This is a genomic window from Chitinophaga horti (assembly GCF_022867795.2).
Taxonomy (GTDB): Bacteria; Bacteroidota; Bacteroidia; order Chitinophagales; family Chitinophagaceae; genus Chitinophaga; species Chitinophaga horti.
Window position 1 is genome coordinate 4,263,948 of record NZ_CP107006.1, and the last position, 24,155, is coordinate 4,288,102.

19 protein-coding genes are annotated in these 24,155 nt (G+C 50.6%); 8 read left to right on the forward strand and 11 right to left on the reverse strand.

The genetic code is table 11. The features are described from left to right. Positions 1-128 precede the first annotated feature (128 nt). A complete protein-coding gene (rpsT, locus tag MKQ68_RS17180; RefSeq protein WP_264280189.1) occupies positions 129-383 on the forward strand; it encodes a 30S ribosomal protein S20 in 255 nt (84 codons plus the stop codon). Between the two features lie 387 nt (positions 384-770). After that, positions 771-2,501, forward strand: coding sequence for a M14 family metallopeptidase (locus MKQ68_RS17185; protein ID WP_264280190.1), 1,731 nt, complete (start codon positions 771-773; stop codon positions 2,499-2,501). Positions 2,502-2,540: 39 nt separating this feature from the next. Here the strand turns inward: MKQ68_RS17185 and MKQ68_RS17190 are convergent, their stop codons facing one another. The 11 genes from MKQ68_RS17190 to MKQ68_RS17240 form a co-directional block, all read right to left on the reverse strand. Next, positions 2,541-5,873, reverse strand: coding sequence for a ThuA domain-containing protein (locus MKQ68_RS17190; RefSeq protein WP_264280191.1), 3,333 nt, complete (start codon positions 5,871-5,873; stop codon positions 2,541-2,543). Positions 5,874-5,960: 87 nt separating this feature from the next. Further along, positions 5,961-7,031 (reverse strand): beta-ketoacyl synthase chain length factor, encoded by a 1,071-nt coding sequence (locus MKQ68_RS17195; RefSeq protein WP_264280192.1) that lies wholly within the window; start codon positions 7,029-7,031, stop codon positions 5,961-5,963. Continuing rightward, positions 7,024-8,235 carry a beta-ketoacyl-[acyl-carrier-protein] synthase family protein gene (locus MKQ68_RS17200; RefSeq protein ID WP_264280193.1) on the reverse strand — a complete coding sequence of 404 codons (1,212 nt, stop codon included), beginning with the start codon at positions 8,233-8,235 and terminating at the stop codon, positions 7,024-7,026. The genes MKQ68_RS17195 and MKQ68_RS17200 overlap by 8 nt, the downstream gene beginning before the upstream one ends. Before the next feature lie 12 nt (positions 8,236-8,247). Further along, positions 8,248-8,505, reverse strand: a complete 258-nt coding sequence (locus MKQ68_RS17205) for a phosphopantetheine-binding protein (protein WP_244842952.1) — start codon at positions 8,503-8,505, stop codon at positions 8,248-8,250. 127 nt (positions 8,506-8,632) lie between these two features. Further along, on the reverse strand, positions 8,633-9,922 hold the full coding sequence (locus MKQ68_RS17210; RefSeq protein ID WP_264280194.1) for an ABC transporter permease: 1,290 nt from the start codon (positions 9,920-9,922) through the stop codon (positions 8,633-8,635). Between the two features lie 8 nt (positions 9,923-9,930). Then, complete coding sequence (locus MKQ68_RS17215; protein ID WP_264280195.1) at positions 9,931-10,677, reverse strand: ABC transporter ATP-binding protein; 747 nt, start codon at positions 10,675-10,677, stop codon at positions 9,931-9,933. Position 10,678: 1 nt separating this feature from the next. Further along, positions 10,679-11,680 (reverse strand): BtrH-related acyltransferase DarH, encoded by a 1,002-nt coding sequence (gene darH, locus MKQ68_RS17220; RefSeq protein WP_264280196.1) that lies wholly within the window; start codon positions 11,678-11,680, stop codon positions 10,679-10,681. Positions 11,681-11,686: 6 nt separating this feature from the next. Beyond that, entirely contained in the window at positions 11,687-12,085 is a 399-nt protein-coding gene (gene DarG, locus MKQ68_RS17225; RefSeq protein ID WP_264280197.1) for a flexirubin biosynthesis protein DarG, read from the reverse strand. Between the two features lie 105 nt (positions 12,086-12,190). After that, positions 12,191-13,327, reverse strand: a complete 1,137-nt coding sequence (gene darB, locus MKQ68_RS17230) for a dialkylresorcinol biosynthesis protein DarB (RefSeq protein WP_264280198.1) — start codon at positions 13,325-13,327, stop codon at positions 12,191-12,193. A 138-nt stretch (positions 13,328-13,465) separates the two neighbouring features. After that, positions 13,466-14,386 (reverse strand): hypothetical protein, encoded by a 921-nt coding sequence (locus MKQ68_RS17235; protein ID WP_264280199.1) that lies wholly within the window; start codon positions 14,384-14,386, stop codon positions 13,466-13,468. 71 nt (positions 14,387-14,457) lie between these two features. Continuing rightward, entirely contained in the window at positions 14,458-15,195 is a 738-nt protein-coding gene (locus MKQ68_RS17240) for a head GIN domain-containing protein (RefSeq protein ID WP_264280200.1), read from the reverse strand. A 149-nt stretch (positions 15,196-15,344) separates the two neighbouring features. Between MKQ68_RS17240 and guaA the strand changes: the two genes are divergently transcribed. From guaA to MKQ68_RS17270, 6 genes are all read left to right on the forward strand, one after another. Then, positions 15,345-16,883, forward strand: a complete 1,539-nt coding sequence (guaA, locus tag MKQ68_RS17245; RefSeq protein ID WP_264280201.1) for a glutamine-hydrolyzing GMP synthase — start codon at positions 15,345-15,347, stop codon at positions 16,881-16,883. Between the two features lie 303 nt (positions 16,884-17,186). Then, positions 17,187-18,323 carry an ABC transporter substrate-binding protein gene (locus MKQ68_RS17250; protein WP_264280202.1) on the forward strand — a complete coding sequence of 379 codons (1,137 nt, stop codon included), beginning with the start codon at positions 17,187-17,189 and terminating at the stop codon, positions 18,321-18,323. A gap of 162 nt (positions 18,324-18,485) precedes the next feature. After that, entirely contained in the window at positions 18,486-20,894 is a 2,409-nt protein-coding gene (locus MKQ68_RS17255) for a TonB-dependent receptor (protein ID WP_264280203.1), read from the forward strand. 69 nt (positions 20,895-20,963) lie between these two features. Then, a complete protein-coding gene (locus tag MKQ68_RS17260; RefSeq protein ID WP_264280204.1) occupies positions 20,964-22,073 on the forward strand; it encodes a sensor histidine kinase in 1,110 nt (369 codons plus the stop codon). A gap of 3 nt (positions 22,074-22,076) precedes the next feature. Continuing rightward, positions 22,077-22,805, forward strand: a complete 729-nt coding sequence (locus MKQ68_RS17265) for a LytR/AlgR family response regulator transcription factor (protein WP_264280205.1) — start codon at positions 22,077-22,079, stop codon at positions 22,803-22,805. Between the two features lie 323 nt (positions 22,806-23,128). Continuing rightward, complete coding sequence (locus tag MKQ68_RS17270) at positions 23,129-24,148, forward strand: ligase-associated DNA damage response exonuclease (RefSeq protein WP_264280206.1); 1,020 nt, start codon at positions 23,129-23,131, stop codon at positions 24,146-24,148. The last annotated feature ends 7 nt before the right edge of the window (positions 24,149-24,155 follow it).

Here is a 24,155-nt window from a genome sequence, read left to right on the forward strand (position 1 = left end):
TAGCAAAAAAAAACCAATATGTGCGTATTTTTGCCCTTTCCCGGCAAATCGAAAATGGTTCCCGATTTATTTTGTTTGTTTCAGGAATATCTTTACCTTTGCCGTCCGAAACTTTTGAAAATTATACAATGGCAAACCATAAAGCAACGAAAAAAGACGTACGTCAGAGCAGAAAGCGTAATGAGCGTAACCGTTACTACGGTAAAACTACCCGTAATGCCATACGGGATCTGAAAGCAATCACCGATAAGGCTGCTGCCGGTAACGAGCTGCCCGAAGTATTGTCTATGATCGACAAACTGGCTAAACGCAACGTTATTCACAAGAACAAAGCTGCTAACCTGAAGAGCAAACTGCAGAAGTCAGTTAACGCGCTCGCCTAATCAGTTGGCTGAAGATATACAGCTCTTCCTCACAAGGGAAGGGCTTTTTTCATTTCTGGTCGGTACTGGTCAATGGGTTATATATTATTGGACCGGCTTTCTCTCACCTTCTCAGCCGCCGTTGTGTCACTCACTGCACCGGCCGGTTTTCTACCCAACCATTAGGGATCCTTCGAGGCTCCTTGCTGTCACCTTGGCGCAAACAGTGGGTAACTCAAGCCTGGCGGCAACCTGACAACAACCGGCAGCAAGATGGTCGGAAGATCCTGGGAGGATGCGGGTACCCAGTATGATTCACACGTCGCAAAGCGTCTCCGAGGGGCGAAATACGTCGAAAAGTGTGGCATCAAAGCAAAAAATCAATCCCTCCTTCGTATTTTGGCACCCATGAAGCAATTAACTGCCTTTTTGTGCTGCCTGACCACCCTGGCAGCCAGCGCACAAGACCTCACCACCAAATTTGAAAGGACGAACGCCCGGGAGACCGTTACTTACGAAGAATGTATCGACTACTACAAACTGCTCGACAAACGGTTTACGCAGATCAAACTGCAGGAAATCGGCGCCAGTGACGCAGGCTTTCCCTTACACCTGGCCACCTACTCTGACGATGGCGACTTCAATTACGCCAGCCTCCGGAAGAAAAATAAACGTATCATCCTGATAAACAATGGTATTCACCCCGGAGAGCCGGATGGGATCGACGCTACGATGATGTTACTGCGCGACCTGGCCCTCGGCAAGAAGAAACTGCCCTCCAACATCGTGCTGGCCGTTATCCCGCTGTACAACATTGGCGGCGCACTCAACCGTAGCCCGTATTACCGGGTCGACCAGGACGGTCCTGCCGAATTCGGGTCACGTGGCAATGCCCAAAACCTCGACCTGAACCGTGATTTTATTAAGGTCGACTCCCGCAACGCCCGTACTTTCCAGCAAATTTATCACCTCACCGACCCGGATGTGTTCATCGACAACCACGTAAGCAACGGGGCCGACTACCAGCATATTATGACGCTGCTCTGCACGCAACACGATAAACTGGGCGGGCCGATGGGCGAGTTCATGAGCAAAACCTTTGAACCCGGGCTTTACCAGCTCATGAAAGAAAAGGGCTATGACCTTATCCCCTACGTTAATCACTTCGGCAACACGCCGGACAGCGGCTGGGTAGAGTTTCATGACGGCCCACGTTACTCCAGCGGTTATACGACGCTCTTCCACACTTTCGGCTTCGTACCGGAAACGCATATGCTTAAGCCGTACGATCAGCGGGTAAAAGCAACTTATGCACTCATGGAAAGCTTCATCGCCTTCACCAGCGAACATGGCGAAACGATCAAAGCCTTACGCGCCCAGTCGAAAGCTGCGGTAAAAACACAAAAGACTTTCCCGCTGGAATGGACGGCCGATATGACGAAATTCTCGAACCGCCTGTTCAAAGGTTACACGCCAGGCTACAAGCCGAGCGCCATCTCGGGTTTGCCCCGCCTGTATTACGATAAAACGAAGCCTTACGAGCGGCAGATCAAGTTTTACAACTACTTTAAGGCCGGCAACATCGTTACCAAACCTGACGCCTACATCATTCCGCAAGGCTGGTGGAAGGTGACGGATCTGCTAAAAAATAACCAGGTAAAGATGGAACGCCTGAAACGGGACACTACCATGGTGGTAGAAGCTTATCACATCGAAGATTATAAAACGGCCGCCCGTCCTTACGAGCAACACTACATTCACAACAGCATCAAGGTTTCTCTTAAAAAGCACACACTTCATTTCCGCAAAGGCGATTACCTCATCCCCATGAACCAGGAAGCGAACCGCTACCTCATCGAAACGCTGGAACCTACCGGCGGCGACTCTTTCCTCGCCTGGAACTTCTTTGATGCGGTACTTGGACAGAAAGAATGGTACTCTACTTACGTGTTTGAGGATACGGGCTACGAATACCTGAAGCAACACCCGGAACTACAGGAAAAACTGGCGCAGCAACGCACGCAGGATACAACGTTCGCTAAAAGTGCAGACGCTCAGCTGAACTTCGTATTTAAAAACTCACCTTACTTTGAGCCGGACTTCAACAGGTACCCTGTCTACAGGATATTCTACAAATAAAAAATCCCGGCCTTGGCCGGGATTTTTTATGCTCATTAATTACTTCTTAAACTCTAACCAATCCAGCGTGAAGATGTGCTGATTCGGCTCCTCGTCTTTCTTAAACACAAAGTATAAATCGTTGGTGCCACCCGGATCAGTTACCGGTGCCATTACTTCGATATACTTGTTCCAGTCGCCGGTCTGCTTAAAGTTCAAGGTACTGATTACCGGACCTTTCGGGCTCTTCACATGCACTTCCAGCACACCATCGCGGTTAAGCGAAGAGTAGCGGTAAGTGATGCTGCGAACGCCTGCCAGATCGATGTTTTTGAACAGGAACCAACTCTTGTTATGAATGCTGCCCAGTGCGGAAGACTGGCGATTGATGTTTCGGATATCGTCCGCATCTTCTGCCTGTACTTTCGCGGAGCGAAGGTTTAACAAAGCGGTTGTACTCAGTGGTACTGCCTGTCCGCCACCATCGGTGTAAGTGGCCGACAGGATGTAATTGCCTCCCGGTGTTTTCAAATGATCTTTCAAGGTTAAAGAACCCTGCTGCGGTAAACTTTTCGCCTGTTCTTCGCCAAGCGTCATAATGTACTTCACGATCTCGCCTGCCTGGGCCGTGCTCAGTTGCGGGTGCGCCGCCATAGAGTGTTCGCCCCAAACACCGCCACCACCTTTGATGATCTTGGAGGACAGGTATTCCAGGAAGTCTTTATTGCCCTTGTATTTTTTCGCTACTTCCACAAAAGCAGGACCTACAGATTTTTTATCTAATTGGTGACAAGCTTTACAGTCGCTGCTTTCCATGATCAGTTTGCCCGGATGCGCCGGCACCACCGTTACCTGCTGGTGGCCTACCTGCGGCTGGCCGCTGATGCGTGGCATGTAATGTAAACCTACCATCAGTCTTTCCGTAGCAATAGTGCCATCTTCTTTATCCGACACGGTTACCGCGTATTCCAGTGGTGTGTTATCAAAATAGAAAGTAGTGTTGCCTGTATTTCGCACGGCCACATCAGGCAGGGTATTGCCCACACGGATCAGGATTTCTGCGGTGCTTTTTTCGCCGGAAGGGTCGGTAACGGTGAGGGTTGCACTATAAGTGCCGTTGTTCTTGAAAGTGTATTCAGGATTGATGGCATCAGAAGTGGCATTGCCTTCGAACTTCCATTCATATTTCAGCTCATCTTCGTCATAATCGTAGCTGTCTTTACCGCTGAAGTGAACGGTGAGTGGCGCGGAACCTACTGTATCCGCAGTAGTGATTACCGCCTGTGGCTTACGGTTGCCGGCGTTGTACGTTACGCGTACCAGCCGGGCATCGTCGTTATCTACACCATATACAGATCCGTATTCGAGGATATAGAAGTCCCCTTTAGGACCAACCGCCATATCGATCGGGCGCCTGAAATCGCCGTTGGTGGCCATGAACGGCTCCATACGTTTGTAGTTTTGCTGCTCGTCGAGGCGAACGGCAAATATCCAGTTACGCATCCAGTCATAGATAAACAAAGCCTTGTCATAGTACTCCGGCAGTTTAGTATCAGACTTCAGGTCTTTGCTGTAGTGGTACACCGGACCAGCCATGGCAGAACGGCCACCGTTGCCGATGAGCGGAAACTCTTCGGAGAAGTTGTACGGATACCATATCATCGCCTTACGGGCAGCCGGCAATGTTCTTGCACCGGTATTGTTCAAAGATGGGTTTACCACTTCTTCAGGATTGAAAGCCGCCCCGAGTTGTTTGTTAACAAAATCATACATCAGGTAAGGCTTGTTATCACCCACGAAATAAGGCCAGCCGTAGTTGCCCGCCGTTTTCGCCTGGTTGATCTCATCGTAGCCGCGTGGTCCCTGCTTACCATCGTCGCCTGCATCGGGACCAATCTCACCCCAATAAAGAATATTTGTCGCCTGGTCTACCGAAATCCGGTAAGGGTTACGACAGCCCATCGTATAAATCTCCGGACGGGTGCCTGCAGTACCTTTCGGGAACAGGTTGCCTTCCGGAATGGTGTAAGAACCATCTGCTTCAGGATGAATGCGTAATATTTTTCCTCTTAAGTCGTTGGTGTTAGAAGCGGAACGCTGTGCATCAAACGTAATACGGCCGGGCGTTTCGTCGATTGGCGCATAACCGTCGGATGCAAATGGCACGGTGTTATCTCCCGTAGAAATAAACAAGTTGCCTTTGCTATCCCATTCCAGTGAACCGCCTGTATGCGCACTCACTTCCAGTTCCAGCGGAATGGTAATCAACACTTTTTCAGATGACAGATCGATAGAGTCCGCGCTGTGCATCACGAAGCGGGATACACGTTGTGCAGCCGGCATCGTCGGCGGTGTATAGAAGAAGTAAATGAAGTGATTCTTATCGAAATTCGGATCGATGGTGAGGCCCAGCAAACCGTTACCAAAACCTTCTTTGGTATCCGGCATTACCGGGAATGTATACACAACCTTAGTACTATTCGCGGTAGGGTTGTAGTAGTAAAACTTACCACTGCGTTCGATGAAGTACGCGCCGCCTTCGCTGGTCACCGCCAGTTCCATGGGCTCGTTCAGGTCGTTGCTCAGTATCGTTTTGGTAAAGCGATTGTCCTCGGGCGTTTTTACTGCATATGCTTTGCTGTAATCCAGCGGCGTGTTGTTACCCATTGCGTATTGAATGCCGCCGAGCAGGTGTTGCAGGAACTGCGGCTCTTTAAAGCTTTCGGAAGTATGTCCGCCGCCGGTATAAAATGCGCGGCCGCCATCGTATTCGTGGTACCAGGCAATCGGGTGATTGTCGCCGTTCTCGCCACCGTCGTAGGAATTTTCATCCAGTTTGGCGAGTACTTTAATGGCGGGATTGATGCTTTTGTAGTTATACCATTCGTCGGTACGCTCCCAGTTGGCCGCCATACCGCGTGTAGATGCATGCGCCGTATCCGTTACCATCACCATCGCCTTTCTTACATTCGGATCGTTGGGATGGCTTTTAAAATAGGCGCCTACCAGTTTGTTATACCACGGCCATTCATACTCTGTATCCGCCGCGGCGTGTATACCTACAAAACCGCCACCGGCCTGAATGTAACGTTCAAACGCCACCTGCTGCGTGCCATTGAGCACATTGCCGGTCGTGCTTAGGAAGATCACCGCGCCATACTTTTTCAGCTTATCTTCTTTAAACCAGGTAGCATCGCTGGTGGTATCCACCTTAAAGCCATGCTGCTTACCCAGTTCGATAATTGCTGCAGCGCCATCGGGGATTGACTCGTGGTAAAAACCGGCTGTTTTTGTAAATACAAGCACCCGTGGACCCGGATCGCCACAGGAGGTAATCATAAATAAGGAGAGGAGCAGCAGTACAATGCCGCCCACGCGATAACGCAGATTCATGTTCGTTCTATTGATTTAAAGTGCCGCTAAAATAAAAGATTGCCCCCGGCTTTTCGGGAGGAATATTAAGAACGGTAAATTATACACTTATGCTTGTTCCAGCAAGAAAAATGTGTGCTGCTCGCCAATAAAATGATTGTAAATCAATATTCGCCGGATGGGATCCGGCACGTTGGTCGCATAGGATTGCAGCATGTCGGGCAACTGCTGGTGCTTTAATATCTGCGCCCCGAGCCACACCGCGAAGGCGCCTGCGGTATCGTGTTCGCCGCACAGTTGCTTAAAAGGAACTTCAGGTGTAGCCGGACAATGTGCGGACAACAACACCCGGTAGTAATGATCGGTATTGATGTCGCCATTACGGCCGGTGATCACAAGGTCGATGTCGGTGGGCTTAAGGCCATGCTGTTCGAGAAACACGGGCAAGGCTTTATTCAGTGCTTCAGCACTGGGCTTGTACAGCATTTTCATACCGGTCACACATGCTTCTGCATTGGGTGTGCGCTCCGTTCCCAGCATAAAGAACGTAGCTCCCTCGCCGGAAATACTGCCGCTTGTGTTATGATCAAACATTGCAGCGTTGCCGGTAGGCGTATCTTTCCAGAAACCGATGCGACTCTTGATGTAAAAATGTTCGTCGGTCATTTCCTCGAACGCGCCGGTAAGCGTGTTGCCCACTCCTTCGTGCAATTGCAGCATGCTGTCGAGCAGCGCGTTTTCGAAGGAGAAGCCGCGGTGTACGAAGGTGTTATTATAACCGGTGCTTTGTTGCTGTAAAGCAATCAGCCCGTTTACGGAGTTGTAAGTGGATTGAATGAAAGGCGTGGGGTTCAGCGCACGTTCCTGGTATTGTTCAATGTCGCGTATGAACTTTTCGGTGTCGGACAGGCTGCCTTTGCCAGTACCGGTCACGATTACCTGCGGGGCAGGCTGACCGCTGTTCTGCACGGCTTTTAATGCAGCGGTAAGCCCCATCTTCAGCATACGGCTCATACGACGCAGGCTATTCGGCGGAATGAACGCTTTATAGTCTGGCTCCGCAGCTACCAGGTTATTGGTACTGGTCGTTACCATCGGCGCCGAAAAGAAATCGCCGTCGAAGGTGTGCTGGGCGGAGATGGCCGCGCTGCCTTGTATGTAACACCTGTGTTTATTCATATCTGCTGATCACCAAAGAGGCATTATTGCCGCCAAAGCCAAAGGAATTGGATATCACGTTCTGCACCGGGAATTGCTCCAGCAACCTGGTTTCCGGTGTAACGTCTGCCTCTTCCATCTTTTCTGAAAAGTTTAAATTAGGGAACACCATCTGCTCACGGATCGCCAGTACGGAAAAGATCGCCTCGATGGCGCCCGCCGCGGCCAGCGTGTGGCCGGTAAATGGTTTGGTAGAACTGAACATCGGCACCTTATCTCCAAAAAGCCGCAGCAATGCCTTTCCTTCGGAAGCGTCGTTGTTCAGCGTGGCCGTGCCGTGTACGTTTACATACTGCACTTCGCCGATCGTACGTCCACTCATGGCCAGCGCCTGTTTCATGGCGTTGTAAGCACCGTCGCCCTCCGGCGATGGCGCCGTGGGGTGAAAGGCCTCGTTGGCATTACAGTATCCACTCAGTTCGGCCAGTACACGCGCGCCGCGGCGTTTCACCTGCGACTCACTTTCCAGCACGAGGTAAGCGGCCCCCTCGCCGAGGTTAAGCCCGTTACGGTCCCGGTCGAAAGGTTTGCAATGCTGTTTATCAATATTTTTTAAGGAATTGAAACCGTTGATGGTAAAACGCGTAAGTGCTTCCGTACCGCCGCAGATCGCAAGATCGAGCTGCCCGTGTTTAATGAGCCTCGCCCCGTACATAAGCGCGTTGGCCGATGAGGAGCAGGCGGTACTGATGGTAGCGATGTGTGCGCCAATACCTGTTTCGTCGGCAATGCGCTGCGTACAATCGGCACAATCGAGGGTATCGATATAATCGAGGAACTCGCCTTGTTTGTCGGGGTTAATGATATCGAAATATACTTTCTCCGTATCACACATACCGCCTACGGTGGAGGCGTTTACGAAACCGGCGGCGGGGAGGTCGGCTTCTGTCAGACCAGCGCTTTGCAGCGCTTCCTTCATGGCAATGAGGCCCAGTAAGGTGGTGCGGGTGTAGCCCTGCACACCGGGCGCACCGGCCATAACTGCCAGCTGCTCCGTGCTATGACGCACTTCGGCAACGGGCAATATATCTTTATGAATGGTATCTATATGGCGGGTAGGCCCCAGGGCTGACTGCTGTAAACGCAGGCTGCGCAGGTTCTCCATCACATTATCACCAATGGCGGTGATCAACCCCATCCCTGTTATAAACACACGTTCCGCCATGCAAATAAAAACTTACGCAGGTTGTTTAGACTGGATAAATTCTGCCATCGACTGCACAGAAGCCAGTATTTTACGGCCTTCGCGCGGGTCTTCCACTTTAATGTTGTACTGTCTTTCGAGCAGCACCATCAGCTCCAGCGAATCGATGCTGTCGAGTCCCAGGCCTTCGCCGAACAAAGGCGCGTTGTCGTCGATGTCTTCGGGTTTAGTGTCCTGAAGGTTAAGGGCTTCGATAATCTGTTGCTTCAGTTTAAGTTTTAATTCTTCCATAATGTTGCAGGTTGTCACCTCTTTTTATATTGTCTTACGAGGTTGGGTAACCAATGCGGCTACCGGCAAACGGTCGTAAAAATAACGATTTAAGATAGTTTAGAAAACATTTATTGTCGTGGCTGGCTTAGGCCATGCGGCGTTTCTCCCACCAGGCAGCCACGCCGAGCATCACCAAACAGAATGCCAGTAAGCGGCCGATCTCCGGTAATATCATGCGTAACCCGCCGTTGCGCAGGTACAGGTCATTGATCGCATCCAGCCCCCAGCTGAGCGGGGACAGGCGGCCCATGAACTGAATGTTTTCTGGCATGATGTCCAATGGGATCCAGATACCGCCAATGGCGGATAATATCACGATAGAGATGGCGCCGAAACTCAGCGCCTGGTTCGGGGTGCTGAATACGGTACCGACTAAAATACCGTACGAGGTAGCCGCCAAACCAATGCTTACGGCAGTCACGAACGCAGCGAAGTGATCGCGGCCGAGTGCCAGTTTGGGCAGGTCCAGTACGGGCAGCAGGTACATGCCTACCAATATCATCAGGTAAAACTGCACCACGCAAATGCTCACGAAGAAGAACATCTTGCCCGTAAGAATTTGCAGGTACGAACCTGGAATGAGTTTCATGCGTAACAGGCTGCCGTCTTCCCGCTCGCGGATCATGTTACCGGCAATCGAGATCACGATAAAGAACATGGCAAAGATGCTCCAGGCCGGCACATTGTGTTGCACCGAGTTGGAAATCACATCGATCTTCTTTTCCTGCGAAGTGGTTTGCTCAACCAGTCCTACGGCCTTCAGGCGAATAGCCGGGAACGTATCTGTAGAAAGTGAATCTTTATTGCGCAATTGCTGGCGGATGCGTTCGAGCAGCAGATCGGTCTCCACCTGGGTAAGAAAATTGTCGATCGCCTGGTGAATAGCACTGCGGAACGCTTTTTTGGCGGCAGGATCAAAATACACCTGCACGTTTAAGGAGTCGTTACCTACTTTGACAGGCAGCTGCGAAGGCAGGCCCATACGTTTCGAAATATCGTTTACGATCTTGTTCGCATTGCTAACGATACTCGCCGTAGCACCTTTGGGTATGATGATGCTGATCTTGTATTCGCCGGTATTGACGCGACGGATCGCATCTTCCGTAGTAATCGGCTGACCATTCAGGGAGTCGAGCATGTTGAATTGTCCGGTGTTACCCAGCCCTTGTTTAATATAACGCGCCAGCCGGCCGTGGTCATTATCTACGGTGAGTATATCGAACTTAACTTCCTGGTAATCTTTAAAAGGAGCGTCCTGGATAACGGCCATGACGGTAATGAGCACTACGGGCATAATGAACAGCAGGGCCAGTCCGGCCTTGTCGCGCATCAGCAGCAACCATTCTTTTTTTATCGTTGCAAGTATCCTTAACATCGTTCGGTTTAATCTCTCAGGGCGTGACCCGTATAATGTAAAAACACATCTTCGAGGTTGCGGCAGGCGGGGTTCTGTTGTATCAACGCCATCGGCTGGCCTTGTACGATCAGTTTACCTTCGTCCATAATTACCACTTCCTCGCAAATGGATTGTGCTTCTTCCAGCAGATGGGAAGTGTATAACACACTCACGCCCTGCTTATTGTAGTCCCGCAAAAACTGGAGGATCATACTGCGCGATTGCACGTCAACACCAGCCGTAGGTTCATCGAGTACGAGCAGTTTAGGATCGTGCAGGATGGCGGCGATAATATTCGTGCGGCGTTTCATGCCACCTGAAAACTTGTGTACTTCTTTGTGGGCAGCCTTTTCCAGGCCAAACAGCTCCAGGTAATCTTCTACTTTTTTCCGCAGGGATTTGCCTTTTAGTCCGTACAGGTTACCGAAGTAAGTGAGGTTCTCGATCGCCGTCAGTTGCGGGAACAAAGCAATCTGCTGGGGTACGATACCCACCAGTCGTTTAATTTGTTCGCGGTGATCGGCATCCTGTGGCAAGTCATGAATACGTACCTCGCCCCGGTCCAGCTTCGTGAGTCCGCACAAAATAGAAATAGTGGTGGTTTTGCCGGCGCCGTTGGGCCCGAGCAGCCCGGCTATCTTCCCTTCGGAAAATGCGAAGCTGAGGCCTTGCAATGTTGGCTGCAGTGCTCCCCTGTAGGTTTTAAAAAGTGCGTTAACGGCGAAACTGTGCATACTACAATTTTACCTGCGCCAGTTTCTTAAAGAACGCTTCTTCCGTATCGGCAATGTGCAGCAGCAGTTTGCTTAAGTCCTGGTAAGAAGTACCTGCGGCGGAGCGGCTTTTACAAACACGGCCTGCTTCGAACGCGAAGTTGCGCCAGAGGTCACCTATCTTCGTGAGTTCACCGGCGAGCGTTTTTAGTTCGGGCTTGTCCAGCACCTGCGAAGCTTCCTGTAAGAAAGCCGCGTAGATAAAGCGGAAGCCGGCACCACCGGTACCAATTTCTTCCTGCATACGGATCACATTACCGAGGTACAGCGATGCCTTACGCGGACCCACTTTCTCCGGGTATTTCGCCAAACGTTTTGCGAGGAAGCGAATGCCTTTTACGCCGAACATCGGCAGGGGTATTTTCAGCATGTAGTGGCAGGTTTGTTTAATGCCATCTACAATTCCTTTTTTGAGTGATACGGCTTTAGGCACATTCACGGGATAATACATCTTCCCTTTCGGTGCCGGAAACCCTTGTGCAAAGCGGGCCTGGGCCAGGCTTTTACTGTCTATCTCGGTAATGCTTTCCATAATCGGATCGCTGACGAGATAGGTGTCCTGGTCCTTTTTACCGTATACGACCAGGTTATGGGCGTTAAAGTGAAAGCGGTAAGATTCGGGGAAGTAAGGCAGGTAGTACACGGAACTGAGCATGCCCACGGGCGTTCCCTGTTCCAGCACGCGGTCCAGTTCGGCCATGGCTTTTTCGGGCGTACCGAACTTCTGCGTTTTCACCTCCACGCCTACCCTCTTGCAAACATTTTTGAAGATTTGTCCGGGTGCCACACGGTAGGTACTGCCCGGAACACCATTCACTTTCACGAATGGCAGGTGGGCGAAAAAGATGCCCGCACCAATACCAAAAGCCATCGGCTCACTGATCTCCAGTCCGTAATGACGAAACATGTTCGACACTACGCCGCATTCGCAATGCGCTGTTTGCTGGTGTTTGAAATCTATCATAAGACCTTATTGTACTTGTTTAAGTTGAGCTACCGTAATATTAAAGGTAGATGCGTACCGCTGTAACAGGTCTTCGCTTAAATGTTGAAATACATCCGGCTTCATGTGCCGCTTTACCTGCCATTGCCACTTACCCACGTAACCGGCCAGTTGCGGCAGGGTGAGCAGGGATTTCTCCATATAGTAAGCGATGGGGCTCAGCTTTCCGGCGAGCACGGCTGCGCGTGTTTGTTCCACTTTCTCATTGATCTCTTCCCAGGCCTGTGACATGGCGATGTTTTCGGGCTCCCATCCAACGCTGGTGGCGGTGGTGTACTTCCCGCTATCGTCCACGGCATAAAAAAGCTGTTTAAATGTGCCTTGATGCATATTTTCCCCGTCCTGGGGTACTTCTTCTTTTTTCATGTCCGGCAGTTTTTGAGGGTTAAAAGTATCAATTTATGCATTCAATAAAAAAAGGAGGCCGCCGCAACGGCCCCCAGGTTATATTGACTTGTATAGATCTGGTGGTTACACTACGGTGATGTGTGCGTAAGCGTATGAGAAACGCGCGCTTTCGGGCACCATCATCGCAATGGTATCGCCTTTTTTCAGTTGGCCGCCCGACAGCAGTTCCTCCAGCATGAAATAAGGAGATGCGGTACCAACGTTACCCACGCGGGTAAGGTTCGTAAACCATTTTTCCTGCGGGATGGGTACTCCCAGTTTTGTAATTTCCTCGTCGATCTTCATACGGAAGAATTCAGAAGACAGGTGTGGCAGGAAGTAGGTCAGCTTATCGATGTCAATATTATGTTTCTCTACTAATTCTTTCCACATTTTAGCGCCGGAAGGAACGATGTTTTTGCCCAGCAGGCGGGTATCCTGTTTAAAGGAAAACACGCTGTTGTTCGCCCACTCCTCGGGGCTCATATCGATCCAGCCTGTTGTGGAGCCGTCGGGTTGTTTTACCGCCCCGGCGTACATGCAGGTTTCCAGTTCGTGTGCGTAGGAAGCAATTTCTACCCAATCGACACGCAGGCTTAAGCCATCTTCGTTAGGTTTGTCCTGGAACAGCGCCGCGCTGGCACCGTCGGACAGCATCCAACGGAGAAAATCCTTTTCAAAAGCGATGATCGGGTTTTCGGTGAGTTGCTTGAGGTTATCTGTTTCCGGGTTGAATTTTTCGGCCAGCAACCAGCTGGAGAATTTTTCGGAACCGGTGCTTACTGCATTTTCGGAGTTGCCGCTTTTAATAGACATAAAAGCGTATTTGAAAGCCTGCATACCAGCGGCACAAGCGCCTGTGGCGGCAATCAGCTCAACGGGCTGGCATTTCAGGATGCCGTGCACCATGGCGGCGTGGTTAGGCAGCAACTGGTCAGGCGATGTGGTGCCGCAGGCCAGGAGCTGTAATTTGGTCATTGGGAACTTTTCATCAAACAATCCTTCAACCGCTTTAGCTGTCATCTCGGCATTCGTGTGGGTCGTTTTTCCGTTCTTATCGAGGGCGTAATAACGCGTTTTGATCTTGTTATTGCCAAGCACGATCGATCTCGCACGGGAAGGCCTGCCATCTACCATCCCCAGTATGCTCTCCATTTGGTCATTCCCCACCGGCTCATTGGGTAAAAATTTTGCGAGCCTCGTGATATAAACTTCTTTCATGTCTGAATTTAAAAGTTATTGCGGTCGTAAATATATAATCTTAAACGTAAATACCCATTAAGGGTCCGGCTGTACTGCCCGAAAATCATATTCATTTCACTTTCCGGGCGCAAAATTACAGATAAGCCGTCAATTGCGTTAACGCAGCGAAACACCTTTATGGTATTCCACCTCGTCTTCCAGCTCTTTCTTCTTAAAAATAACCGCAAATTTAGCAGATATAGCAGATATCGGTGTAAGGGTAAATATGCCCAGTATCAGCAGGGTACGGTACATCTTGATACGACCTTGTCTTTCCGCCGCGCCGGGACCGCCTTTTTCGGCGATGTAACCTGCCCAGAAGCGGAAGGGCTTTTGTGCACGGGCTTCCAGCACTACCAGGCCTGGGTTGATTTCCACCGCGCCCAGTTTAAGCAGCGCGGGCTGCAGACTACTCCAGTCTTTCGTGACCAGCGCCCGGGCGATCGGCTCGCCGAAGCGGGAGGCCGCCTGTATATCCGCCGAGCTAACGCCCGCTTCGGGCAGCAGTCCACTCGCTTCCTTCTGGCCTTTGAACGCCCAGCGGAAAACAGTGAGTACAGATACCAGGTTATTATGTTTATCCACCAGCACCACGTTACCAACCAGGTTGGCGCCGGCATCTTTCAGATATTGTTTTACTCTTTCCTGGGGATTGAGCCACATGTTGCGTGCGCCAACGAGGGTGAGCACATTCTTTCCTTTTAACAGACGTTTACCGGCTTCACTTTGAAGAAATGCCGTTACAGGTTGTGATGGTGACAGGAACCAAGGCTGATAAGCGAGGACTACCAGGTCGAAATGCTCGTCCGCACTGGTCTTCAAGGGTTCGATCGCCCGAGGCCTGTGCAGCACGCACTCCGGCATGGCATCGTAAAATTGCTGTTTGGTCCATGGAAACGGGAAAGGTGCCACGGGCACAATCTGCTCAAATCTGATATCGGCCTTTCCCTGCAAAGGCGCCAATACCCGGTCAATAATCGCTTTCAGCTGGCCAGTTTGGGTGAAATAAATCACCAATATCTTAGGATTGTCTGTCATAGTTGGTATTCCGAATGCAACAATTGAGGCGTAAACTTACCTATTTTTTTAATAAGACTGACCAACCCGCTCTATTCCTTACGTACCGATCCGGAACCGACGATGCTCGTATTTCCCGCCGTAGCGTCGCCACGGTAGCGCACATCGCCGCTGCCGGCAATGTTCGCTTCTATTTTGATGCTGGCATACACGTGCGCATCGCCACTGCCTGAAATATCCACCTTTACATTTTCGGCCAGCAGTTCGCTGCCATGGAAGTTGCTGCTGCCGGCAATACTTACGTTCATATCGCGGGTTTTACCCTTCAGTTCCATATCGCCGCTGCCCGCAATTTCTACGTCCACCGACGGCGCGTCCAGTTCGGCGGCTTTAATAACACCCGACCCGGACAGGCTGAACAGCATTTTATCGTCGGCAGTAAATTTATCCTTCATATATATATTACCAGACCCGGAGAGCGACACCGCATCCAGAGAAGCAACGGTAATGTATACCCGAACAGGTTTGCTCGTGCGGATGGAAGTATTATTGCGTTGTTTTACGATCAGCTCTCCCTCTTCAGCTTCCAGCTCAATGTAAGGTTGCACGTTCTCGTCCGTTTCAATTTCTACTCTGGCGGTGGCGCCCTGGTGTATGTATACATCCATACTGCCGCGGATATCGATCCGCTGGAACGGTACTACTTCACGTGCTTGCTTTACTACATGACCGTTTCCCTTAACGCGCTCATTACCAATCATTTCATCGCATCCGCTAAAAACAAATACAGTAGTAACGGCCAGGAGCAGGCAGGTAAATATATTCCTCATAAAAGCTAAATTTTAGATATGACGATTTTTGGGTGGATTGAAAAACAGCAGAAAATTACAAAAAGCTGCGCATTGGAGCGTGCTCAATTTTGAAATCCCGCGGATCGGCTTTTCTCCTTTTCAGGCTTTAACCTATCTTTGCACCCATCATGACAGAAAAGATATTGATCCTCGACTTCGGTTCCCAGTATACGCAGCTGATTGCACGTGTTATCAGGGAGCTTAATGTGTATTGTGAAATTCAGCCCTGCACCTCCCCGATCAACTGGGAAAGCAGTATCAAAGGCGTGATCCTTTCGGGCAGCCCGTTTTCCGTTAACGATCCCAATGCACCTTTGGTGGACATTGCGGCCATGGCGGAAAAAGTACCCGTACTGGGCGTTTGCTACGGCGCGCAGCTGATGGCCAAAGTATTTGGCGGTGAAGTGGCCAAAAGCAACTTCCGCGAGTACGGCCGGGCGTACATGACACACCAGGACAAAGAAGAAAAATTGTTATTTGATATCAGCGCACAGAGCCAGGTTTGGATGAGCCATGCCGACTCTATCGTGCGCAGCCCCGAGGCATTTGAAGTGATCGCTACCACCGAAAACATCCCGGTAGCTGCCTTTAAATGCACCACCCTCACCACCCACCCGATGTTCGGCCTCCAGTTCCACCCGGAAGTGACGCACTCCATCGAGGGTAAACAAATCGTTCGCAACTTCCTTGTACACATCTGCGGTATGAAACAGGAGTGGACACCCGCTGCCTTCGTGCAGGAAACGGTGGAGCGCATCCGCCAGCAGGTAGGTAATAAACGCGTGGTAATGGCGCTGAGCGGTGGGGTTGACTCTACCGTAGCAGCAGAACTGATCCACAAGGCGATTGGCGCAAACCTGTTCTGTATTTTTGTGGATAACGGTCTGCTTCGTAAAGACGAATACGAAACCGTACTGGACTCCTATAAACATATGGGCCTGAACGTAAAAGGCATCAACGCAAAAGATCTGTTCTACGGCGAATTAGACGGTGTGAAAGATCCGGAGCAAAAACGTAAGATCATTGGCCGCCTGTTCATCGAAGTGTTCCAGCAGGAAGCCACCGCGCTGACGGACATTTCCTTCCTCGGACAGGGCACTATTTACCCGGACGTGATCGAGTCGGTTTCTGTAAATGGCCCGTCTGCCACGATCAAATCGCACCACAATGTGGGTGGTTTGCCGGAGAAGATGAACATGCAGCTGGTAGAGCCGCTGCGTTTCCTCTTTAAAGATGAAGTGCGCCGTGTAGGTAAAGAAATCGGCATCAGCGACGTGTTCCTGGCCCGTCACCCCTTCCCGGGTCCTGGTCTGGCCATCCGCATCCTGGGCGAGATCAACGCTGAAAAAGTAGCCCTGCTGCAGGAAGCCGATGCTATTTACATGGAGAACCTGAAAGAATCCGGCCTGTACAACCAGGTTTGGCAGGCGGGCACCATCCTGCTGCCGGTGCAGAGCGTGGGTGTAATGGGTGACGAACGGACTTACGAATTTACTATCGCCTTGCGTGCAGTAACGTCTACCGATGGTATGACCGCCGACTGGGCGCATCTGCCGTACGAGTTCCTCGCTAAAGTATCTAACGACATTATCAATAAAGTGAAAGGTATTAACCGGGTGGTGTACGACATCAGTTCGAAGCCGCCAGCCACCATCGAGTGGGAATAATACCCGATAATACAGTACTGGCGGCTCCGCAAAGGCCGCCAGTATTATTTCTGAAAACACCTGTTCACCAGCTCCCAGGCACACTTGGGAACGATTTTTGTAATTTTTGGACGCTATGAACCGATCAACGTCACTCCACAGCCTGGCCATCATTACGGTTTGCGCCGTACTGCTGTCGGGTTGCTCCGTTTTTAAAAAGGCGCCTGCCAAAACAGACGGGCCGCCACCATCCCTTTCCAAACCTGTAGAAGAAAAAAACCGGAAGCGCCTAAAAAAGAAACCTCCAAAGCTGCGCCATTCAATGTGCCCGCTTTTGGTAAAGAAGTAAAGAAAGCTTCGTACAACGTAGCGGTGTTTGCACCACTTTACCTCGATTCTGTTTTTGCTAACGCTACCGACCTGCCCGGCCGCACCATGCCGCGCTACGTATTACCCGGACTCGAATTTTATGAAGGCGTACAACTGGCGCTCGACTCCCTGGAAAAACAGGGAATGGCGCTGAACGTGTTCGTATATGATAATAAAGCCCGCCAGAACGATGTTTCCGCCCTCATCCGCAACAAACAGCTGGATGCCGTGGACCTGATCATCGGCGCGGTAAGTACGCCGGAACTGAAGACCCTGAGTGACTTTGCGAAAGAGAAACAGGTAAACCTCATTTCCGCCACTTACCCGAACGACGGCGGCATCACTGACAATCCATTCCTGCTGATCACGAACAGTACGTTAAAGTCACATGTGGAAGCGATCCAGGAATATGTGCAGAAAGGTTTTGCCAATCGTAACGTGTTGATCGTGCGCCGCAATAACAGCTTCGAAGCGAAACTGGCGGAAGACATCAAAGCGTCCAACGAAAAAATGGCGTACGACAAAAAATCACGCGTGCGTGAAGTGATCTGGAGCGATGCAACCAGCGAATCTGAATTGTCTAAATACTTACTGACAGACAGACCCAACCTTTGCATCGTAACCGCGCTGGACGAAGCCGGTGCCCGTTCTATCGTACGCAAAATGGCTACGCTGGCCACCACCTACCCCATCCAGGTGTTTGGTATGCCTACCTGGGACGTGATGAAGTTTAAAGAGCCGGAATATGCAGGCGTAACCCTGTACTACTCCACTCCTTACTTCAACGATAAGACTGACAGTTACAGCAAATACATCAACGACTACTTCCGTAGAACGTACAAAAGCCGCCCGTCGGACATGGCGTTTAAGGGCTTTGAGTATACCTGGTACTTCCTGAAGCTGCTGCAGCAGGACGGCATGTACTTCAACAAATCGCTGAACCGCGAGCCGCTGAAGCTGTACACCAACTTCAATTTTCAGCCGATCTACCTGAAACAAGGTGCAGAAACGCCTGATTACTTTGAGAACAAGAACATCTACATTATCCAGAAAGGCGACAGCGCGGACTATAAAATGAACGCTTTACAATAAGTCACCTTACCAACATATTCAAGGGCTGCCGGTACACGGCGGCCCTTTTTGCGTAACTTACATCCTGCCAAACCGATTTATACCCAAAAAACACCGGTTGGTGTATCGTTTTTCGAGCCCCTGAAATCTCCTGTAATTTTGTATTCGTTAAAACAACCCACTATGCGACCACTTTTATACCTGACTTTGTTTATCACCCTCCTTACCCCGCTGGCAGCCGCCGCACAAAATGGTGGCCTCCAAGGCAAAGTAACTGACACGAACACGCCACTCAAACAAGCAAGTGTAACGCTTTTCAAAAATGGCAAACAGGTAAGTAATCAACTTACCAGCGACCAGGGCGCCTTCGCATTTAAATCCCTGGACACCGGCCGCTACAGCCTCGGCATTTCCTTTTTAGGCTATCGCGATACGCTGGCTGGTCCGTTTACGGTGGCCGATAAAATGCTGGATGTTGCCCCCATCAGCATGATTTCCAGCGCTAAGGACCTGAAAGGCGTAACCGTGGCCACTATACAACCTGCTATTACCATGAGCGGCGATAAGATGATAGTGAACGTTGCGCAGAGTGCCGCTGCGGCGGGCAGCAATGCTTTCGAGGTCGTGTCCAAATCACCCGGCGTAATGGCCGACCAGGACGGCAACCTGAAACTGAACGGCAAGTCGGTGAACGTTTACATCGACGGCCGTCCGTCCAATCTTTCCGGCGAAGACCTGAAGAACCAGTTAAGCGGGCTGCCTGCATCCAGCGTTGACAAGATCGAACTGATGAGCAACCCATCCACCCGCTACGATGCGCAGGGCGCGGCGATCATCAATATCAAGATGAACAAACCCAAAGACATGGGCGTTAACGGCACTACGACACTGGGCGTTACCCAGGGTCGTTATACCCGCGGCAATGCTGGCTTCACGCTCAACTACCGCAAAAAGAAAGTGAATTTGTATGGTGGATACGATCACCTGTACACCCGGCAGTTTGTCGAAACAAAGTCGAACCGTTATTTCGAAGACGACTACCTGATCCGTGACGGGGACTTTGCCAGGGAACGTAAGAACACCGGCAATGCCCGTATCGGTATGGACTACGACATCAACAAAACTACTTCGCTCGGCGTACTCGTTAAAGGTACTTTAAGTGATCGCTACCGCACCTCCGACAACCGTACGAAGCTCGGCTTTCCCGGCCAGCCCATCGATTCGGGTACCCAGCAGCGCGCCACGGGCGACCAGGACATCCTGAACCCGTCTGTGAACGTATTCTTCAAAACTGGTAGCGAGAAAAAGAAGAACGAACTGACCATCAACATCGATTACTTCAATTACAACAAAGACTGGGACGATCATTTTTCTTCGCAGCGTATGAACGGATCTGATGTTAAAGTAGGTACACCTATCAACATCCGCAACAACTCCGACTCCCGAATTTACCTGTACGCCATGAGTGCCGACTTTGTACAACCTACCAAGTTCGCCAAACTGGAAGCAGGGCTCAAATCGACTTTTACCAAAACCGATAATAATACCATCTGGGAGAACCAGTTCGGCAATGCCTGGCTGAATGACGACGGCAAAACCAATCACTTTATCTACAAAGAAAATGTGAACGCAGCGTATGTGGGCTTGAACAAAGTAGTGAAGAAACTCACCTACAATGCCGTACTGCGTATGGAGCACACCCACGCATCCGGCCACTCGCTTACGACCGGCGAAAAGTTTGATCGCAACTATGCACAGCTGTTTCCGAGCGCCAGCATCAGCTATGCACACAACATGACGAACTCGATCAACGTATCGTATCGCCGCAGCATACAGCGTTTTGGTTACGAGATCGTGAACCCGTTTATCACGTATAAAAATGCGTACACTTACCAGCAGGGCAACCCAAACATCAGGCCATCGCTGAGCAGCACCGTAGAAGCCACCTGGTCGCACAAATACATGTTGTTCACCACAGTTGGGTATGTGCATGGCAAAGACAACCTGAGTCCCACTTTCCGTTTGGACCCGGATAAAAAGATCCTGATCAACGGGTACGACAACCTGGGTAAATTCGATGTGGTGTATGCGAACGTGGTACTCACCAAAAATCTGACTAAAAAGATTCACACCACATTTGTAGTAACCGGCATGTACATCAACATAAAAACCGACATGGGCGGCGGTGAGGTGTTCCAGAAAAAAAGCATCGCTGCTAACGCCAACCTGCAAACTACAGTCAACCTGCCTAAAAGCTTTTTCTTAGAAGTGAACGGACAAATGATGACGCCGATGAGCGCCGGTTACGCCGCCATCAACACCATGGGCGCCATCGACCTGGGACTTCGTAAGAACATACTTAAGAACGCCGGCACCTTAAAACTGGGCGTGACCGACATTCTAAACACCAAACAATACGACATTGATGTCGATTACCAGAACGTTAAAACCACCAACAAAATCAATATGGACACCCGCACCGTAGCGTTCGTGTTCACCTATCGTTTTGGCAACAAAAATGTGAAGCAAAGTAAAACACGTAAAAATGCAATAGAAGCAGAAACCAACCGTACCAATGTGAACACATTCTAAGATTAAATTGTAAATTCAGCCAGCTCCCCGTTCCGCCATTCCGGGGGCTGGTATTTTTAGCAACTAACCATGAAGAACATCTTACACGCCATCGGGCGATTTTTTAAAAGTGAATGGAAGCGGCTGCTGGTCATATTCGTATCCGTCGTAGCCTTTTATGTACTCATGCTACTGGTCGCCTTTTCGCTGGTGCCGGAAGCAGCTGAAGCGGCGTACAACCTGTGGCCGCAGAAGCTCTTGGCTCGCCTGGGTTCCATACTCATAACCACCATTACTTACTACGTACTGATTTTTGTGATCGTCCTACCGTTCCTCGATAAACGAAAACTGGGAAGGTTTTTCCTGCTCACAATCGGTTTCTTCCTGCTGAAACTCGGCTACAGCTTCTGGATGGATTTTCATACCATGGACAATGTAAAGATCAACACCGGCAGCGGCCCCGCATCCGCGCGCATAGAGGGTTTCATACAATTACACCGCTCCCTGTTTTTCATCATGGCGCAGGCCATCAACTACATGTCGGCCCTGTTCTTTTCGCTCATCATCGGCATGATCATCCTCTGGAACCAGCGCGGCAAACGCCAGAAGGAACTGGAAAAACAGAAACTGGATGCGGAACTCAGCGCCATCAAGTACCAGATCAACCCACACTTTTTGTTCAACTCCCTCAGCTTCATTTACAGTAAAACGGTGCCGCTCAGCGAAGAAGTATCTAACGCCGTAATGCTGCTTTCCGACATCATGCGCTACGCACTGGGCAAAGAGGAAGATGCCAATGGCAAAGTGGCACTGAGCAGCGAGATCACGCATATGAAAAACGTGATCGAGATTAACCAGATGCGTTTCAACAATAAACTCAACATCCTTTACAGTGAAGACATACAGCACCCCGGCGCCCGCATTACCCCGCTGGTGCTCATCACGCTGGTAGAAAATGCGTTTAAACACGGCGACCTGTCCGACCCGGCCAATCCGCTCATTATTCAGCTGGAAGCGAATATGGACCGGATTCGTTTTTATATTTGTAACAAGAAGAAAAAAGGACCCAAAGAGCTGTCTACCGGCATCGGCATACAAAACGTACGCACCCGGCTGGAGCTAATGTACGGCAACAAATACGACTTTAAGATCCAGGAGGACGAGCATTTCTATATCACAACGTTAATCACTAACCTGTAGGCCATGATCAACTGTATAATCATCGACGACGAGCAGCATGCCATCGACCTGCTTACGCATCATATTGAGAAAACGCCTTTCCTGAACCTGGTGTATTCCACCACGGAACCGCTGGAAGCCTTGCAGTTATTGAACCAGCAAAAGATTGATCTCATTTTCCTGGATGTGCAGATGCCTTCTATGACGGGCATCGATTTCATTAAAGCGATCAACGGAAAAAGTAAGGTTATCCTAACCACCGCCTACAGCGAGTACGCCATGGAAGGTTTTGAAAACGAAGTGGTCGACTACCTGCTGAAACCCATATCCTTCGCCCGTTTCATTAAAGGCGCGCAACGGGCCTTGTCGCTTATACAACCTTCATTGCCGGCTCAACCTGTCGAAGAATCAGATTACATCTTCGTAAAAACGGAGCAGAAGGGCAAGCTGTTAAAAATCAACATCAACGACATACTGTTCATCGAAGGACTCAAAAACTACGTCACCATCCACACCCGCCAGGGCGAGCGCATCATCGCCTTGTTAAACATCCGCGACCTGGAGGAAAGACTGACGCAGCCAAAATTCTACCGCACCCACAAGTCTTTCATATTGGCCACCACCTTCATCCGCATGATCGAAGGCAACCAGGTACACCTCGAACATACGAAAGAAACCATCCCCATCGGCGACACATACCGCGAGGGATTTATGATGCAGATGAAGGAGAAAATTATGACCAATAAAAAATAGATGCTAGCACCAGCTTTTGTTCTTTTTTCAGCCGCCGTTGTGTCACTCACTTCAGCAACTGTTTCGCTATTCGTCATGGCGAGTGAAGCGCGTACTACTTTCATGTCGAGCGAGGCGCGCGTACTACTTTCATGTCGAGCGAAGCGCGTGTAGTACTTTCGTCATGGCGAGCGAAGCGCGGCCACCCTCGTATGTAGTCTTCGCATTAACAGCCGCCTGCCGTGACTCAGAGACTGCCCCGGAGGTTCGCTTCCTTTCAGTCGCGATGACGAAAAAGGGGCTAGCAGTTGCAGAACGGCCTGTTTATTGATGACATCCCCGTTATGAACGTACTTCAATTCACCGATAACGGTATTTACTGTCCGGCCGGCGGCTTTTACATCGACCCCTGGAAGCCGGTGGATAAGGCGGTGATTACGCACGCCCACTCCGACCACGCACGCTGGGGCAGTAAACATTACCTCTGTCAGCACGACAGCGTTCCATTACTGCAACTGCGCCTGGGCAAGGATATTTCCGTACAGGGAGCCGGTTACGGCGAAACAACCCTCATCAATGGCGTGGAAGTAAGTTTTCATCCTGCCGGGCATATGATAGGCTCTGCGCAGGTAAAAGTAACCGTACAGGGACAAACCTGGGTGGCCAGCGGCGACTACAAAACCGAGAACGACGGCATCAGTGGCGAGTTTGAGCCGGTAAAGTGCCACACCTTTATTACCGAAAGCACCTTCGGCCTGCCCATCTACACCTGGAAGCCGCAGCAACAACTATTCTCCAACATCCGCGACTGGATCAGCGCCAACCAGGCAGCCGGCAAAAACAGTGTATTGCTGGCTTACAGCCTGGGTAAAGCGCAGCGGATTATCTATAACCTGAAAGATCATGTACAGAAGTTCATGGTACATGGTGCGATTTATAACGGTCACCAGGTGTTACTCGAACATGGCTGGAACCTGCCACCGGTAGAGCGCATCACGCCAGACACACCCAAGTCCGCTTATGCAGATGCGGTGATCATTGCACCGCCTTCCGCCGCGGGCAGCACCTGGATGCGCAGGTTTAATCCCTACGCACTGGGCGTTTGCAGCGGATGGATGCAGGTACGGGGAAATATGCGCAGGCAAAATGCAGATGCGGGCTTCGCGATCTCCGATCATGCTGACTGGCCTGGCTTGCTCGCGGCGGTAAAAGCCACCGGGGCAGAGCAGGTACTGGCCACCCATGGCTTTAGCAGCACCTTTGCACGCTACCTGACCGAACAGGGGCTTAAAGCCGGGGAAGTAAAAACCCAGTTTGGAGAAGAGGAAGAACCGGTGACCGAGAACGAATCAGAACCATCCTAAATGAAGA